General features: G+C 74.2%; 16 protein-coding genes and 1 pseudogene. 9 read left to right on the top strand and 8 right to left on the bottom strand.

Annotated features, from left to right (window positions below; translation table 11 throughout):
- The 4 genes and pseudogenes from V6U82_RS29825 to V6U82_RS29810 all read right to left on the bottom strand — a co-directional run.
- Positions 1-207: pseudogene (locus tag V6U82_RS29825) on the bottom strand (phosphoheptose isomerase); the annotation flags it as partial.
- Entirely contained in the window at positions 207-1,424 is a 1,218-nt protein-coding gene (locus V6U82_RS29820) for a glycosyltransferase (RefSeq protein WP_334467213.1), read from the bottom strand. The pseudogene V6U82_RS29825 and the gene V6U82_RS29820, both read right to left, overlap by 1 nt.
- A complete protein-coding gene (locus V6U82_RS29815) occupies positions 1,409-2,383 on the bottom strand; it encodes a glycosyltransferase (protein WP_334467211.1) in 975 nt (324 codons plus the stop codon). The genes V6U82_RS29820 and V6U82_RS29815 overlap by 16 nt, the downstream gene beginning before the upstream one ends.
- Positions 2,380-4,035: an HAD-IIIA family hydrolase gene (locus tag V6U82_RS29810; RefSeq protein WP_442933479.1), complete on the bottom strand. Its 1,656-nt coding sequence runs from the start codon at positions 4,033-4,035 to the stop codon at positions 2,380-2,382. Before V6U82_RS29810 ends, V6U82_RS29815 begins: the two co-directional genes overlap by 4 nt.
- 182 nt (positions 4,036-4,217) lie before the next feature.
- Between V6U82_RS29810 and V6U82_RS29805 the strand changes: the two genes are divergently transcribed.
- Both V6U82_RS29805 and V6U82_RS29800 read left to right on the top strand, forming a co-directional pair.
- Positions 4,218-4,664 (top strand): SRPBCC family protein, encoded by a 447-nt coding sequence (locus V6U82_RS29805; RefSeq protein ID WP_128138232.1) that lies wholly within the window; start codon positions 4,218-4,220, stop codon positions 4,662-4,664.
- Between the two features lie 90 nt (positions 4,665-4,754).
- Positions 4,755-5,522: a polyprenol monophosphomannose synthase gene (locus V6U82_RS29800; protein WP_334467209.1), complete on the top strand. Its 768-nt coding sequence runs from the start codon at positions 4,755-4,757 to the stop codon at positions 5,520-5,522.
- Positions 5,523-5,890: 368 nt separating this feature from the next.
- On the opposite strand, the gene V6U82_RS29795 is transcribed toward V6U82_RS29800, so the two are convergent.
- Positions 5,891-7,483, bottom strand: a complete 1,593-nt coding sequence (locus V6U82_RS29795) for a phytoene desaturase family protein (RefSeq protein ID WP_334467207.1) — start codon at positions 7,481-7,483, stop codon at positions 5,891-5,893.
- A gap of 72 nt (positions 7,484-7,555) precedes the next feature.
- On the opposite strand from V6U82_RS29795, the gene V6U82_RS29790 reads away from it, so the two are divergent.
- Positions 7,556-8,989, top strand: coding sequence for an aldehyde dehydrogenase family protein (locus V6U82_RS29790; protein WP_334467205.1), 1,434 nt, complete (start codon positions 7,556-7,558; stop codon positions 8,987-8,989).
- 60 nt (positions 8,990-9,049) lie between these two features.
- Here V6U82_RS29790 and V6U82_RS29785 read toward each other — a convergent pair whose 3' ends face one another.
- Positions 9,050-9,454, bottom strand: coding sequence for a ChaB family protein (locus tag V6U82_RS29785; RefSeq protein WP_334467203.1), 405 nt, complete (start codon positions 9,452-9,454; stop codon positions 9,050-9,052).
- 138 nt (positions 9,455-9,592) lie between these two features.
- Here V6U82_RS29785 and V6U82_RS29780 point away from each other — a divergent pair, with 138 nt between their 5' ends.
- The 5 genes from V6U82_RS29780 (at position 9,593) to V6U82_RS29760 (ending at position 12,363) form a co-directional block, all read left to right on the top strand.
- The gene (locus V6U82_RS29780) at positions 9,593-10,633 is read left to right on the top strand and encodes a YihY/virulence factor BrkB family protein (protein ID WP_334467201.1); all 1,041 of its coding nucleotides are present in this window, start codon (positions 9,593-9,595) and stop codon (positions 10,631-10,633) included.
- 56 nt (positions 10,634-10,689) lie between these two features.
- The gene (locus tag V6U82_RS29775) at positions 10,690-11,106 is read left to right on the top strand and encodes a DUF2795 domain-containing protein (RefSeq protein ID WP_334467199.1); all 417 of its coding nucleotides are present in this window, start codon (positions 10,690-10,692) and stop codon (positions 11,104-11,106) included.
- A 57-nt stretch (positions 11,107-11,163) separates the two neighbouring features.
- Positions 11,164-11,625, top strand: a complete 462-nt coding sequence (locus V6U82_RS29770) for an SRPBCC family protein (protein WP_120570609.1) — start codon at positions 11,164-11,166, stop codon at positions 11,623-11,625.
- A gap of 101 nt (positions 11,626-11,726) precedes the next feature.
- Entirely contained in the window at positions 11,727-11,987 is a 261-nt protein-coding gene (locus tag V6U82_RS29765; RefSeq protein ID WP_174535784.1) for a hypothetical protein, read from the top strand.
- Positions 11,988-12,150: 163 nt separating this feature from the next.
- On the top strand, positions 12,151-12,363 hold the full coding sequence (locus tag V6U82_RS29760) for a hypothetical protein (protein WP_018784964.1): 213 nt from the start codon (positions 12,151-12,153) through the stop codon (positions 12,361-12,363).
- Position 12,364: 1 nt separating this feature from the next.
- Here the strand turns inward: V6U82_RS29760 and V6U82_RS29755 are convergent, their stop codons facing one another.
- Entirely contained in the window at positions 12,365-12,811 is a 447-nt protein-coding gene (locus tag V6U82_RS29755) for a hypothetical protein (protein WP_128138838.1), read from the bottom strand.
- A gap of 163 nt (positions 12,812-12,974) precedes the next feature.
- Between V6U82_RS29755 and V6U82_RS29750 the strand changes: the two genes are divergently transcribed.
- Positions 12,975-13,337 carry a DUF6401 family natural product biosynthesis protein gene (locus tag V6U82_RS29750; RefSeq protein WP_334467192.1) on the top strand — a complete coding sequence of 121 codons (363 nt, stop codon included), beginning with the start codon at positions 12,975-12,977 and terminating at the stop codon, positions 13,335-13,337.
- A gap of 60 nt (positions 13,338-13,397) precedes the next feature.
- On the opposite strand, the gene V6U82_RS29745 is transcribed toward V6U82_RS29750, so the two are convergent.
- Positions 13,398-14,255 (bottom strand): mechanosensitive ion channel family protein, encoded by an 858-nt coding sequence (locus V6U82_RS29745; RefSeq protein WP_302906034.1) that lies wholly within the window; start codon positions 14,253-14,255, stop codon positions 13,398-13,400.
- Between the last annotated feature and the right edge of the window lie 78 nt (positions 14,256-14,333).

The following is a 14,333-nucleotide window of genomic DNA, read 5'->3' as shown; positions in this document are numbered from 1 at the left end:
TTCGGCGGTGAGGTGCTGGGCCTCGGCGGCGCTGCCGCCGTTGCCGGCCACCAGCAACCGCCCACCGGCGGCCAGCCGCTGCGCCAGTTCCGCACCCCAGCGGGCCAGCATCTGTTCCGCCTCCCGAAACGGCAGCAGCGCGGCGGCCAGCAGGCTCAGGTGGTCCTCCAGCACCGTCGCGCCGGCCGCCGGCGTCCCGGCCGTCATCAGGCGACCACCCGGGTCGGGCGGCGCACGGTGGCCACCTCGCCGTACAACTCGGTGAGGCGGTCCGCGGTGGTGGCCCAGGAGTAGCGGGTGCGGGCCCGCTCCAGCGCGGCGGTGGCGTAGGCGAAGCGGCGGATCCGGTCGCCGAGCAGGCCCCGGATCGCCGCGCCGAGGGCCGCCGGCTCCCGGGGCGGCACCAGGTCGCCGGTCCGTCCGGCCACCACCGTGTCGATCAGCCCGCCGACCGCCGTCGCGACCACCGGTACGCCGCAGGCCATCGCCTCCAGCGGGGTGAGCCCGAACGGCTCGTACCAGGGCGCGGCCACGAGCACGTCGGCCGACCGGTACCAGCGGCCCATCTCCTCCCGGGGGACCGCGCCGACCAGCCGTACCCGGTCGGCGACGCCGAGCGAGTGGGCCAGCGCGCGCAGGCGCAGCGCGTACGGGTCGGTCTCCAGCAGCCCGGCCGGCGGCCCGCCGACCACCACGCACTCGGCGTCCGGCACCTCGGCGACGGCCCGGATGACGTCCTGGAAGCCCTTGCGCTCGACCAGCCGGCCGACGGTGAGGACGCGGGCCCGGCCGCCGTCGCGGTCGGCGACCGGGCCGAGCGGGGAGAACGTCGTCAGGTTCACCCCCGACGGCACGACTGTCATCCGGGACCGGGGCACGCCCATCCGGACCAGTTCGGCGACCTCGTCCTGGCACTGGGCGACCACCCGGTCCACCGAGCGGCCCAGCTTCCGCTCGTGCTCGGCCCGGCCCGGCGGGCTGGTGTCCTGCACACCCTGGTGGCGGCGCTTGACGGTGCCGAGCGCGTGGTACGTCTGCACCACCGGCACGCCCGTGCGGCGGGCCGCGGCGAGACCCGCCAGCCCGCTCATCCAGAAGTGCGCGTGCACCACCTCGGGCTGCCAGTCGCCGGTGCGCCACCGGTCGGCCAGCCACTGCCCGAACGCCGGCATGTACGGCAGCAGGTCGTCCTTGGCCACCGGCTCGGCCGGCCCGGCCGGTACGTGCACCACCTCGTACCCGTCCGGGGTGCGGACGCTCACCGGCAGGTCCACCGCGTCGAGGCGGGTGTAGACGCGCACGTCGTGACCGGCGGCCGCGAGCGCGGCGGAGAGCTCCGCGACATGCGTGTTCTGGCCACCGGCGTCCTCCCCGCCGAGGACGGCGAGCGGGCTGGCATGCTCCGAGATCATCGCGATGCGCATACTTCCTCCTCCAGCAGCCGGTCCCAGTCGGCGAGGAATCGATCCAGGCCGTAGCGGTCCCGGGCGGCGGCCCGGGCCACGGCGCCCGCCCGGCGGGCGGACTCCCTGTCGTCCAGCAGGCCACGGGCCGCGTCGACGAGCGTGTCGACGCGGGTGGACAGCGCGCCCGCGGCCGGTGGCACCGCCTCCACCGCCTCGGTGGTGGCCAGTGCCACCACGGGCATGCCCATGGTCATGGCCTCGATGAGGCTGAGGCCGAGTGAGGTCCAGCGGCACAGGTGCAGGTACGCGCGCCGTTTGGCGAGTTCGGCGTGCATGGCGTGCTGGGGTACGTCGTCGTGGCTGGTGAGCCGGTCCTCCGGTAGTCCGAGGTGGGCGGCGAGACCGTCCACCTTCATCCCGTAGACGTCCAGCGGCGCCAGCGCGGCGAACCGGGCGAGCAGGTCGGTCCCGGTGACGCGCCAGCGGCGTACCGGCTCGTTGATCACGACGGCGAGGCGGTCGAGTTCGCCGGTCCACTCGACGGCGGGTGGTACGACGCCGTGGTCGACGACTGTGGTCCTGGTGGTGCCGTTGTCCCAGAACAGTTCGTTGAACGCGGTGACGTGGGTGAGGAGCAGGTCGTCGCGGTCGGCCATCGGGTGGCGGGTGTTCGGCACGTCGCCTTTCGGGGTGTTGTGCTCGACGTAGATGGCCGGCACGTCGCGGCCGGGCCGGCGGCCGAGCCACTCCGCGGCCAGGTCGATCTCCTCCGGGCGTTGCAGGATCACCAGGTCCACGTCGGTGTCGCGCAACTCCTCGGGGGTGACCTCGACGGCGTTGTCCGGCCACGGGTAGGTGCGGGCGCGGCCCAGGCCGTACGGACCGCGATCAGGGGTGACCGGCACCAGGTAGCGGTGCTTGCCGTGCACGAAGGACGTCGTCCACGACCCGTGGACGTGCCACAGCAGGATGTTCATCCGGCCACCCCGCCCGCCACCGGCGCCGGCACGCGCAGCAGCCGCAACGCCTCCAGCACCCGTCCCGGCTCGACCGCCGACAGGCACGGGTGCCCGGGAACCGGGCAGACGGTGGCGCGGGTGTCCCGACACGCCGCGCCCGCGTCGCCGAGCCGCACCGTCGGCACCCGGTACGGTCCCCACTGTCCGAACGGCACAGTGGGCGCGAACAGGCTCACCACCGGCACGCCGAGCGCGGCGGCCAGGTGAGCCGGGCCGGTGTTGCCGACCACCAGCGCGCCGGCCCCGGCGATCACCGCGGCCAGGTCGTCCAGGCCGGTCCGCCCGCCCAGGTCGACGCCGCCCGCCGCGGCGACGCGCGCGGTCAGGTCCCGCTCGTCCGGCCCGCCGGTGACCACGACCCGGTAACCGGCGGCGCCGAGCACCCGGACCACCCGGGTGGCCAGTTCCTCCGGGCAGGCGCGGGTCTCCACCGAGGATCCCGGGTGCAGGACCACGTAGCCGGGCGCCCCGGCGTCGGCCGCGGGCGGCGGCAGACGGTCGGTGCGGATGCGCAGCGCCGGTTCGTCGTGGTCGGGCAGCGCGAAACCGGCGGCGGCGGCGAGGGACAGGGCGCGTTCGGGTTCGGGTACGCCGGCCGGGACGCGGTGGCGCACGTCGAGCAGGCTGCCGGGGTAGTCGTCGCTGATCGCGCTGATCCGGGGCACCCGGGCCAGGCGCAGCAGCAGGGCCAGGGGCAGGGCGGACTGGTGGAAGGACGTGAACACGACCGCCTCGTCGGCGCGTACCTCCGCGAGCCGGTCGGTCAGCGCGCGCACCGCGTCGGGGTCGACGGGCGGGGCGGGCGCGTCGATCCACGGCAGCGGCGCCTCGATGATCTCGTCGACGCCGGGGAGCAGTTCGGCGGCGGCCCGGCCGCGTGGCCCGCACAGCAGCACGACGCGCTGCGCTCCGGCCGCGACCGCCCGGATGCCCGGCCCGGTCACCAGCACGTCGCCCGCCGCGTCGCTGCGCACCACCAGCACGGTTCCCCGGCGCGCGGGCTGCGGCGCGGCTGTCAGGCGTATCCGGGCCAGCACGATGCCCACCGCGTCCGGCAGGTCCGCGGCGACAGTGGGCGCGGCGGCCACCTCGGCGGCCCGGGTGGCGGGCGTGGGCACCATGATCGCGGCGGCGCCGGCCGCGGCGGCGGCTGCCGTGTCCGCGCCGATGTCCCCGATCAGCACGCACCGGGTCGGCGTGGTCCCGAGCGCGGCGGCGGCTTCGTGTACGAGCCCGGGCGCGGGCTTGCGGCAGGCGCACCCGTCAGCCTCCGCGTGCGGGCAGATCGCCCAGTGGTCGAAGGGCCCGAGCAGTTCCTCCACCCGGGCGTTGACCAGGCGCAGGTCGTGCGCCGTGAAGCAGCCCCGGGCCAGGCCGGACTGGTTCGTCACCACCGCCAGCCGCAACCCGGCCGCGCGCAACCGGTCCAGCGCCTCCCGGGCGCCGGGCACCGGCCGTACCTTCTCCGGGTCGCCGTTGTACGGCACGTCCTCTACCAGCGTGCCGTCGCGGTCCAGCAGCACCGCGTCGTACAGGCCGGACGGGAACCGGTCAGCACCCGGGTCAACCCGGGCTGACCTGCACTGATCCCGCTCCTGGTCCCGTCGCACGGGCGGCGGGTTCCCGACGCCCCGAGGAGTAAACGTCAGCGTCGGCGCCTGGCCGATCCGCCGGTGCCGCACAGCCGGGTGCACGCCTGCCACGACCGGCCCGGTCCGGCGATACCCGCCGTCCCGGAGAAGCTAACCCGGATCGCCGTTAGCGACGGCCCGTGCCGGGGTACCGCTCGATGATGGCGGTTGTGGAGAAGGTGATCGACGCGCCCCCGGAGCAGGTCTTCGAGGTGCTCGCGGACGGGTGGACGTACAGCGACTGGGTGGTGGGCACCGCGCACGTGCGGGATGTGGACGACACGTGGCCGCGCGTCGGCAGCAACCTGCACCACCGGGCCGGGCCCTGGCCGTTCTCGCTCCAGGACAAGTCGACGGTGCTGGAGTGCCAGGCGCCGCACCGGCTGGTGCTGCGCGCCGGGCTGTGGCCGGCCGGGGAGGCGATCGTGGCGTTCGTCCTGGAGCCGCTGGAGGGCGGCAGGACCCGGGTGACGATCGGCGAGGATTTCGCCGCCGGTCCGTTGCGGTGGGTCCGGACCAAGCTCAACGATCTGGTGCTGCACCTGCGCAACCGGGAGACGCTGGCCCGGCTCTCCGACATCGCGACACGGCAGAAGCCGGAGCGGTGATCGATCGGTGGCGGGGCGTCTGTGCGGCTGCCGCGCGAGGGACTGGCTACCCTCTCAGGTGAACCTGTCGGCTGACCGAGGATGTCCGTGATGATCGAACCCGTGCAGTTACCCTCCCCGTGGGGGGATGCGCGCCTGACCGTCGTCGTTCCGACCTACAACGAGGCGGGCAACCTCCCGGTGCTGGTCGAGCGCCTCCTCGCGCTGCCGCTGCCGGGGCTGAAGGTGCTGGTCGCCGACGACAACTCCCCGGACGGTACCGGCGAGGTCGCCGACAAGCTGGCCATCGAGCACCCGGACCGGGTGACGGTGGTGCACCGCCCGGGCAAGGAGGGTCTCGGCCGGGCGTACGTGGACGGCATCGGCCGGGCGCTCGACGACGGCGCGGACTTCGTCGCGCAGATGGACGCCGACCTGTCGCACCCGCCGGAGGCGCTGCCCGGCATGCTCGGCGCGCTGCTGTCCACCCAGGCTTCGGTGGTCATCGGCTCCCGGTACGTGCCCGGCGGTGAGCTGGACGAGAACTGGCCGCTGTACCGGCGCGCGCTCAGCGGCTGGGCGAACCTGTACGTGCACACGCTGCTGCGGGTACGCATCCGCGACCTGACCGCCGGCTTCAAGATCTGGCGGGCCGACGCGCTGCGCGCGATCGGGCTGGACCGGGTGCAGTCCAACGGCTACAGCTTCCAGGTGGAGATGCACTACCTCGCCACCAAGCTCGGTCACACGATCCTCGAGGTGCCGATCCGCTTCGAGGAGCGCCGCGACGGCGACTCGAAGATGACCACCGCCACGAAGATCGAGAGCGCGCTGATGCCGTTCAAGCTGCGCAGCCGCCACCGCAACCTGGACTCCTGACACCGCTCTCCGTGTCTCCACCGCGCCCTCACGCTGCGTCATTGTCACCGCGCGTGAGGGCGCGGGCGTGCGGCCACCTCCCTCCCCGGCCCCTTTGCTCTGCAGCCATCGCCGCAGCACCCCCTGAGCAGGGCGTTCTCCCGAGCACCGTCTCGCCCGACGCCGGCCGTGGGCACGGTGCGTGACCGATGCGTATGCGGCTGCAGAGCAAAGGCAGCGGTGCGCCCATTCCTCCGGCACGGCACTGAACACTCACCGTGACGCGTCAGAACAGGCAGCCCGCAGATCTTGGTACGAAACGGCCCTCATGGGGGCACTTTCGTACCAAGATCTACGGCGGCGGTCCCTTTACGAGGTTGCGAGGTGGGTCAGCGGTAGACGGTGCGGTGGGCGGCGGCGATCGTGCGGGCGTACACCGCGCCCGTGACAGCCCGGTCGCGGGCCAGCGCGGCGCGCGCCGCGTTCGCCCCCGGCGCGCCGTGGACGCCGCCGCCGGGGTGGGCGGAGGCGCTGGCCAGGTAGAGCCGGTCCACCGGGGTGTCGGCCCGGCCCAGGCCGGGGATCGGCCGCAGGAACAACTGCTGGTACGCCGCGGCGGTGCCGCCTCCGAGCGCTCCCCCGACCAGGCTCGGCTCGGCGGCCTCCAGGTCGGCCGGGCCGGCCACGTGCCGGCCGACGATCGACGCCCGGAAACCCGGCGCCGCCGCCTCCAGCACCTCCTCCATCCGCTCCACGTGCCCCGCCACGTCCTCGGCCCGCCAGTTCCGGCGGAACGGCAGGTGGGTGTAGGACCAGAGCGACTCGGTGCCGGGCGGTGAATGGCTCGGATCGGCCACCGACATCTGCCCCACCAGCAGGAACGGATCCCGCGGCAGCTCGCCGCGGGCCAGCTCGGCCGCGTACGTGGTAAGGCCGTCGAGGTCTGCGCCCAGGTGCACGGTGCCGGCGCCGGCCAGGTCACGGTTCTTCCACGGCACCGGCGTGGACAGCGCCCAGTCGACCTTGAGCGTGGAGCCGTCCCACTTGAAGTGCGCCAGGTCCTCGACCATCCGGGGCGGCAGCGCCGCCGCGCCGACCAGGTCGAGGAAGAGCGCCGGCGCGGGCACGTCGGCGAGCACCGCGCGCCGGGCCCGCCAGTCGGTGCCGCCCGCGGTGCGTACGCCCATCGCCCGGCCCCGGGCGGTGAGCACCCGCTCGACCCGGGCGCCGTACGTGATCCGCCCGCCCCGTTCGACCAGCCGGGCGACGAGCGCGTCGGTGATCCGCTGGGCGCCGCCCACCGGAACCGGCCAGCCGACCTGCTGGCCGAGCATGGCGAGCAGCCAGCCGTACACCCCGGAGCCGGCCTCCTCCGGGGACAGGTCGGTGTGCAGGGCGCAGCCGGCCAGCAGCGCCGTGCCGCCCTCGCCCTCGAACAGCTCGGCGCCGAGCTTGCGGACCGGGAGCACGAGGCAGCGGGCGAGCCGGAGCGCGCCACCGACCCGCAGCTGACGCAGCAGGCCCAGCCCGCCGCGTACCGGCGGGAACGGCGTCGTGATGGTCTGCAGCATCGGCTCGGCGACCCGGCACCAGTCGGCGTACGTGTGCCGCCAGCGCTCCCCGTCACCGGGGGCGAACGCCTCCAGCGAGGCGGCTGTGACGTCCGGATCGCGGTTGACCACGGCGGCGCGGCCGTCCGGGAGCAGGTGCGCCAGCACGTCCGGCGCGTGCGTCCAGGACAGGCCGTGCCGTTCCAGGCCCAGCCCGTCGAGCACCGGGGAGGCGTAGCCGAGCGGGTAGAAGGAGCTGTAGAGGTCGCTGAGGTAGCCGGGCGCGGTCACGTACGCGGAGCGGACGGCCCCGCCGGGCGCCTCGGTGGCCTCCAGGACCTCGACGTCCCAGCCGGCGTCCACCAGCAGGTTCGCGGCCACCAGCCCGTTGTGGCCGGCACCGATGACGACGGCGTCTGCGGTGGAGGTCATCCGATCCGCCTACCCGGCCGGTCACCGGGCGAAACGCGTTTGCCCCGCCCATGCCGGGGCAAGCATGGCCGCATGTACACGGTTGCGCAGCTCATTGGTGGAGTGTGGGGCGCCGGCGGCGAGGGTGGCGAGCTGGTCGTCCACGATCCGGCGGACGGGTCGCCGGTGACGCGGGCGCCGGTGGCCACCGCCGACGAGGTGGCCAAGGCGGTGGAGGCGGCCCGGGGCGCGGCGGCGGAGTGGGCGGCGACCGCGCCCGCGGAACGGGCCGCGGCGCTGCACCGGGCGGCGGACGCGGTCGAGGCGGCAGCCGGGGAACTGGCCGACGCGACCACGGCGGAGATGGGCAAGCCGCTCGACGACGCGCGGGGCGGGGTGGCGGCGGGCGTCGGCACGCTCCGACAGTACGCCGAGCTGGCCCCGGTGCGGGGCGGCCGGACGCTGCACGGCGCGCACGACGCGCTGGACTTCATGGCCCCCGAGGCGCGCGGCGTGGTCGCCGCGATCACCCCGTGGAACGACCCGGTGGCGGTGTCCTGCGGCCTGCTCGGCGCGGCGCTGGTCACCGGCAACGTGGTGGTCTACAAGCCGAGCGAGCGGACCCCGGCGACCGGCTGGCTGCTGGCCCGGGCGCTGGACTCGGCGCTCCCGGCGGGGGTGTTGTCGCTGCTCACCGGCGGCGGTGAGGTGGGCGCCGCGCTGGCCGGGCAGGAGCTGGACGTGGTCGCGCACGTCGGTTCCACGGCCACCGGCCGGGCGATCGCCGCCGCGGGCGCGCGGACCGGCGCGAAGGTGCTGCTGGAGAACGGCGGCAGCGACCCGCTCGTGGTGGACGCCGACGTCGACCCGGTCTGGGCGGCCGGGCAGGCGGCGCTCGGCTGCTTCGCCAACGCCGGTCAGATCTGCGTGGCGGTGGAGCGGATCTACGTGCACCGCGACGTCGCCGAGGGCTTCCTGGACGCGCTCGTGGCGCGCGCCGAGGCGCTCACCGTGGGCCCCGGCCGTGATCCCGGCACGCAGCTCGCCCCGCTCGTCGACCGGCGGCACCGGGACCACGTACACGGGCAGGTCACCGCCGCGCTCGCCGACGGCGCCCGGGTACGCACCGGCGGCGTGCTGCCGGACGGGCCCGGCGCGTTCTACCCGGCCACCGTGGTCGAGGGCTGCCGCCACGACATGGCGCTGGTCCGCGAGGAGACGTTCGGGCCGGTCGCCCCGGTGGTGGTGGTCGACTCGTTCAGCGAGGGGCTGCGCTGTGCGGCCGACTCCCCGTACGGCCTGGCCGCCACCGTGCTGACCGGCTCGATGAGCCACGCCCAGCGCGCCTGGCGGGAGCTGCCGGTCGGCACCGTGAAGATCAACTCCGTGTTCGGCGGGGCGCCCGGCGGCGCCGCCCAGCCGCGCCGGGGCAGTGGTCAGGGCTTCGGGTACGGCCCGGAACTGCTGGACGAGTTCAGCACCGTGAAGGCGGTGCACCTCGAGGCGCCCGGCGGCGGCCACTGGTGAGACCGCACGAAGCGAGCCCGGGACCGAGGCGGTCCCGGGCTCGACGCGTACCCCCGGGGGTCAGCGACCCCCGCGGGCCTCGCGGGTCGCGTTGTTGTTGGCCTTCTCGATCGCCTTGACCAGTTCCGGCTTGGTCATCCGGGACCGGCCGCGCACGTCCAGCTTCTTCGCCACCTCCATGAGGTGGTCCTTGGTGGCGTTGGCGTCCACCCCGCCGGCCGTCGGCGCGCGCCGGGCCGGGCCGCCGCCCTCGGCCTGCTTGTCGCTGGGCCCCTTGCGGCCCTTGGGCTCCCAGTGGTCGCCCACCTTCTCGAACTCGTGCTTGACCGCGGCGAAGGCGGTGCGGTGCGCCCGCTCCCCCTCGCCGTACGTCTCGACCGCCGAGTCGTGCGTCTTCTCCCAGGTCCGCTGCGCCTTCGCCGGGGAGCGCCGCAGCGTGCTGGGCAGTACCTCGCGCCCGGGCATCTCGTCCTCCTGGAGTCTCGATCGGGTGTCTGGTGTGGTTCCCTCCTGTCCGGCGGGCAAACCGGCACCCGGTTTGTCGACTTCCCACCGGGGGTACCGCCCGCCCACGCCCGGTGGCGGGGCCCGGAGGAGGCGGACATGACCGTGACGACACCAGAGACGGTCGGCGGCCGGACGCGGTCCCGTCTCCCCCGGCGGATCCGCCAGCTCAACTGGCGCACCTGGCGGGGCGTGCTGGTGCGCAGCGGCAAGGGTTTCGTCGCGGACAACTGCGCGGACTGGGCCGCGGCGCTCACCTACTACGGCGTGCTGGCCCTGTTCCCGTCCACGATCGTGGTGGTCGCGCTGGTCGGCCTGGTCTCCGACGGCCCGCGCACGGTCGACACCGTGATCGACCTGGCCCGGGAGATCGGCGCCGGCTCCGTGGTCGGCAACGACGCGTTCGTCGGCGTGGTGCGCAACGTGGTCGAGCAGCAGGGCTCGGCGAAGGTGCTGCTCAGCTTCGGTCTGCTCGGCGCGCTCTGGTCCGCCTCCGGGTTCATCGGCGCGTTCACCCGCGCCTCCAACGCGATCTACGGGGTGCGGGAGGGCCGGCCGTTCTACCGGCTGCGCCCGCTGCAGATCGGCATGGCCGCGGTGACGATCGTGCTGCTCGCGGTGGTGGCCACCGGGCTGATCGTCAGCGGCCCGGTCACCGACGCGGTGGGCGACCTGCTGCACGCCGGCGCGGTGGCCCGCACGACGTGGTCGGTGGCGAAGTGGCCGCTGCTCGCGGTGGTCGCCATGACACTGCTGTCGCTGCTGTTCTGGATCGCGCCGAACGTGCGCCAGCCGCGGTTCCGCTGGCTCACCCCGGGCGGCGCGCTGGCGCTCGTGGCCTGGGTGCTCGCCTCCTTCGGCTTCGGCCTGTACGTGGCCAACTTCGGCTCGTACGACGTCACGTACGGCAGTCTCGGCGCGGTCATCGCGTTCCTGGTGTGGCTCTACCTGTCCAACTGCGCGTTGATGCTCGGTGTGCAGGTGAACGCCGAGCTGCAGCGCGGGCGGGCGATGCAGGCCGGGGTCGAGGAGCCGGACGACCCGGTGCTGCCGCCGCGCGCCCCGGCCGACCAGGAGAAGGCGGCCGGCGGAGAGAAGGCGGACGCGGGGAAGACGGCCGACCGGTTGCCGCCCGGATGACCGGCTCCCCGGCCCGCACCGGTTTACCGGCGGCCCCCCGGGGCATCTCCCAAGGCATGGAACGTGGCAGCAGCAAGCACTCGCCCAGGGTCGACGACCAGATGAGCAGCGAGGTCAGCGGTCTCGTCCAGGGACCGGGCACCGGTGGCTCGCGGGCCGAGGAGTTCCGGATCCCCGAGCCGGCCGGCGAGGACCAGCCGGAGGCCACCACGGCGCCGGCCGGTGAGCTGCGCAGCGGCGCGCCGCAGGGCATGAGCTCCGAGGACGTCGAGGCGCGCAGCCGACTGGGACGGTTCATCACCATGACCGCCCTGCCCGGTGACCGGGAGGCGCTGCTGGCAAACGCGCGGGAGAACGAGGCGCCGACGGACATCGTCGCCGCCCTGGAGACCCTGCCCGAGGGCACCCGTTACCAGACGATCTCCGAGGTGTGGGCCGCACTCGGGCACAGGAACGAGACGACGCGCTGGTGAGCGGGCCGGCCCACGGCCCGTAACGCAGACACCCAGCGGAACAGGAGGAACCCCGACATGAGCGGCGTTACCGAGCACGTGGACGTGGACGTCCCGATCCGGACCGCGTACGACCAGTGGACCCAGTTCGAGGAGTTCCCGCACTTCATGGAGGGTGTGCAGGAGGTCCGGCAGCTCTCGGACACGATGACCCACTGGACCGTCGAGATCGCGGGCGTGAAGCGCGAGTTCGACGCCGAGATCACCGAGCAGTTGCCGGACGAGCGGGTGGCCTGGCGCTCCACCGGTGGCACCCAGCAGGCGGGCGTGGTGACCTTCCACCGCCTCGACGAGGGGCACACCCGGGTCACGCTCCAGATGGAGTTCGAACCGCACGGCGTGGTCGAGCAGGCCGGCGACAAGCTGGGCGTGGTCGACCGACGCGCCAAGGGCGACCTGGAGCGGTTCAAGCAGTTCATCGAACGGCGCGGTCAGGAGACCGGCGCCTGGCGCGGCGCGGTCGACCGCCCGACCCCCTGACCCGTCCCCCGCATCCGAGTCTCGATGGCCGCCGGCGCGACGCCGGCGGCCATCGCCGTGCCCGGCCGTTTGCGATCATCCGGTCCGGGTACCGCAGGGGAATGACCGACAACGACCGCCAGTGGCGCGACGAGGACCGTACTCCCCTGCACGAGCTGGACCAGGCCGTCGCCCGGTCGGCCATGGACGGCCAGGGCGACGACGTCACCGCCAACGACGCCGGCGAGGAGGCCGCGTTCGGCCACGGCCCGGAGGCGGTGGACCGGGGCGCCGGCCCGGAGGCCGAACGCCGTGAGATGACCGACGCGGACCGGGCCTACCGACCGTCGACGATCGGACGGACCGGCCCGGACAGCATGTGATCCCGTCGGCCGCGGGCATCCGTGCCGATGCCCGCGGCCGGCGGACTCATGCTCGGCCGAAACGACAAAAGGTGCGGTACGGACGGTCGGGAAAACGGACAGCCCATCTAGAATCGGCCGAACGGCTGACGGCACTCCCCCCGATGCGCGCAAGACTTTCGGGATGCAACAGGGCTCCGGTTTCCTCTCCAACCGTCAGCGCAAGCTCGCCTGGCTGGGCTTCCTGCTCGCCGCGATCCAGGCTCCGGTCTCCGCCCGGTTCACCGAGGACAGCTCCTGGCTGTTCAGCCTGGTGGTGGCGCTGATGGTCGCGACCGTGATCATCGCCGACGACGGCGCCCGGCGCCGGCCGGCCGAAGCACGCTCCTCCGACTGAGTCAGCGGGTGCCCGGCCGGGCCTCGTGCCCCGGCACCCCCCGGCTGCGGCGACGCTCCTTCATCTCCGCCTCGTAGAGGTGCCGCCGGCCCTCGACCAGCTCGTCGCGGGCCTGCCGGTCCAGCTCCCGGAAGAGCGCGTAGTAGCCGTCGTCGAAGTCCTCGACGATCTGGAACGTCCACCGCCCGGCGATGACGTTGCGGCCGAGCAGTTCCCGGTCGATCCGCTCGGCGAGGGCCGGATGACCGGCGGAGCGGAACATCTCCACCGCGTCGTCGAGCATCAGGTCGGCGTGGCCGATGAGCTGGTGCAGCTCGTACAGGTGGCCGCGCGCCCGCTCGACGCACTCCAAGGCCTCGCTGAGCTTGCCCAGCGCCTCGACCGTGGCGTCACTCACGCCCTCCGGGCGCCGGTGTGCCCGGTCCGGTCCGTCGGCCCGCTGTCCCATCGTGTCCCTCCGTGACCCCGATCGTGTGCTCTGCGTACCGGACTTCTGCCCCCGCACGGGCGACTCAATCCCGGCGGAGGAGGCGGCGGCTCCCCCGGACGACCCGGGGATCCGCCGCTCGGCCGAGGTCGGCCCGCCGTGACCGGCGTTAGCCTCGGACACCATGCGCGTGCCGAACAACCGGGTCGCGACCCGCTCCGCGGCGGTGGCCGCGCGGTCGACCCTCACCACGCTTACCGCCGCCGTCGGCACCGCCGGCCTCGCCGCGGCCCACGCCAACCCCGGGCTGCTCGCCGAGGTCGACCAGCACGCGGCGGGGGTACGCGACAGCCTCGACGGCGACCGCCGCCCGCTGACCGTGGCGGCGCTCGCCGGGTACGCCGAAGGGCTGCGCGACGCGGCGTCGGAGCACGGCTGGACGCCGCCCACGGAGCCGGTGGACTGGTCCGAGGCGGACTGGGTGCTCACCCGCCTGCTCGCGGTCTGCCTGCTGGCCCGCGGGCTGGACCCGCGCCACCTGGCCTGACCCGGACACGGCTACGGGGCGTCCGCGATCGCCCCGCGGACACCCCGTCACCCGTTGCCGTCAGCCGCCCGGCCGACGGAACTGCTGCGTCTGGTCCCCTGCCTCGCCGGAGCGGTACGTGCCCGCGCCCGACATCGGCTGCGGTCCGGCCGGCGTCGGCTGCCCGCCCCGGTCGGCCTGCTGCCGCTCGTAGTCGCCACGACCGGCCTGCTGGGCCTGCCGCTGCTCCCGGAACGCCCGGGACTCCTCGGCGGCCCGGTGCAGCCAGCCGTCCCAGCGGTCCTGCATCGGCTTGACCAGACCACCACCGACACCGACGATCAGGATGCCGGCCACGGTGGCGAGGAACGCCACCAGCACCGGTGTGGTCACCGTGGTGGCGATGCCCACCTGGTTCAGCGCGGCGATCACGCCGAGCGCCAGGATGAAGATCGCCGTCACGTCGGCCAGCACCCGGCCGTACGAGAGCCCGCCCAGCGCGCCGGACACCAGGTCCCGGACGGCGTTGGCGATGGCGGCGGCGATCACGACGATCACGATCGCCACGAAGGCCCGTGGCAGCCAGGACACCACCCCGCGGATCAGGTCGCTGATCGCGTTGGGCCCCCACACCCCGAAGGCGAACTGCAGGGTGAACAGCAGGACCGCGTAGTAGGCCAGTTTGGCCAGGATGTCGCTGGCGTCGTACTTGGTGCGTTCCAGGGCCCGTTTGACGCCGCCGCGTTCGACGGCGCGGTCGAACCCGACCCGTTCCAGTGCCGCGTCCACGATTTTGAGGACGGCTCGGGCGATGAGCCAACCCACGACGAGGATCGCGATGAACGCGATCGCCCGCGGTACGAAGAGCAGCACCGACCTCCAGAAGTCGGTCCAGGCCGCACTGATGTCGACCTGGCCGACCGCGAGGGTTTTCGGCATGATGTCCCTCCTGTCGCGTGAACTGCGCCGCCCGCATACCCCGTGGCCTGGGCGGCACGCCGGGCCGGACCGGGGCAA

Source organism: Micromonospora sp. CPCC 205554 (assembly GCF_036902745.1).
GTDB lineage: Bacteria > Actinomycetota > Actinomycetes > Mycobacteriales > Micromonosporaceae > Micromonospora > Micromonospora tulbaghiae.
Note: the sequence above shows the minus strand (reverse complement) of the source record. Positions and strands in the feature narration are given on the sequence as shown.

Excerpts from the sequence above, each read along its gene's own strand:
- V6U82_RS29820 (WP_334467213.1), bottom strand. The coding sequence starts at position 1,424 with ATGCGCATCGCGATGATCTCGGAGCATGCCAGCCCGCTCGCCGTCCTC.
- V6U82_RS29815 (WP_334467211.1), bottom strand. The coding sequence starts at position 2,383 with ATGAACATCCTGCTGTGGCACGTCCACGGGTCGTGGACGACGTCCTTC.
- V6U82_RS29805 (WP_128138232.1), top strand. The coding sequence starts at position 4,218 with ATGGCGGTTGTGGAGAAGGTGATCGACGCGCCCCCGGAGCAGGTCTTC.
- V6U82_RS29800 (WP_334467209.1), top strand. The coding sequence starts at position 4,755 with ATGATCGAACCCGTGCAGTTACCCTCCCCGTGGGGGGATGCGCGCCTG.
- V6U82_RS29795 (WP_334467207.1), bottom strand. The coding sequence starts at position 7,483 with ATGACCTCCACCGCAGACGCCGTCGTCATCGGTGCCGGCCACAACGGG.
- V6U82_RS29790 (WP_334467205.1), top strand. The coding sequence starts at position 7,556 with ATGTACACGGTTGCGCAGCTCATTGGTGGAGTGTGGGGCGCCGGCGGC.
- V6U82_RS29785 (WP_334467203.1), bottom strand. The coding sequence starts at position 9,454 with ATGCCCGGGCGCGAGGTACTGCCCAGCACGCTGCGGCGCTCCCCGGCG.
- V6U82_RS29780 (WP_334467201.1), top strand. The coding sequence starts at position 9,593 with ATGACCGTGACGACACCAGAGACGGTCGGCGGCCGGACGCGGTCCCGT.
- V6U82_RS29775 (WP_334467199.1), top strand. The coding sequence starts at position 10,690 with ATGGAACGTGGCAGCAGCAAGCACTCGCCCAGGGTCGACGACCAGATG.
- V6U82_RS29770 (WP_120570609.1), top strand. The coding sequence starts at position 11,164 with ATGAGCGGCGTTACCGAGCACGTGGACGTGGACGTCCCGATCCGGACC.
- V6U82_RS29765 (WP_174535784.1), top strand. The coding sequence starts at position 11,727 with ATGACCGACAACGACCGCCAGTGGCGCGACGAGGACCGTACTCCCCTG.
- V6U82_RS29760 (WP_018784964.1), top strand. The coding sequence starts at position 12,151 with ATGCAACAGGGCTCCGGTTTCCTCTCCAACCGTCAGCGCAAGCTCGCC.
- V6U82_RS29755 (WP_128138838.1), bottom strand. The coding sequence starts at position 12,811 with ATGGGACAGCGGGCCGACGGACCGGACCGGGCACACCGGCGCCCGGAG.
- V6U82_RS29750 (WP_334467192.1), top strand. The coding sequence starts at position 12,975 with ATGCGCGTGCCGAACAACCGGGTCGCGACCCGCTCCGCGGCGGTGGCC.
- V6U82_RS29745 (WP_302906034.1), bottom strand. The coding sequence starts at position 14,255 with ATGCCGAAAACCCTCGCGGTCGGCCAGGTCGACATCAGTGCGGCCTGG.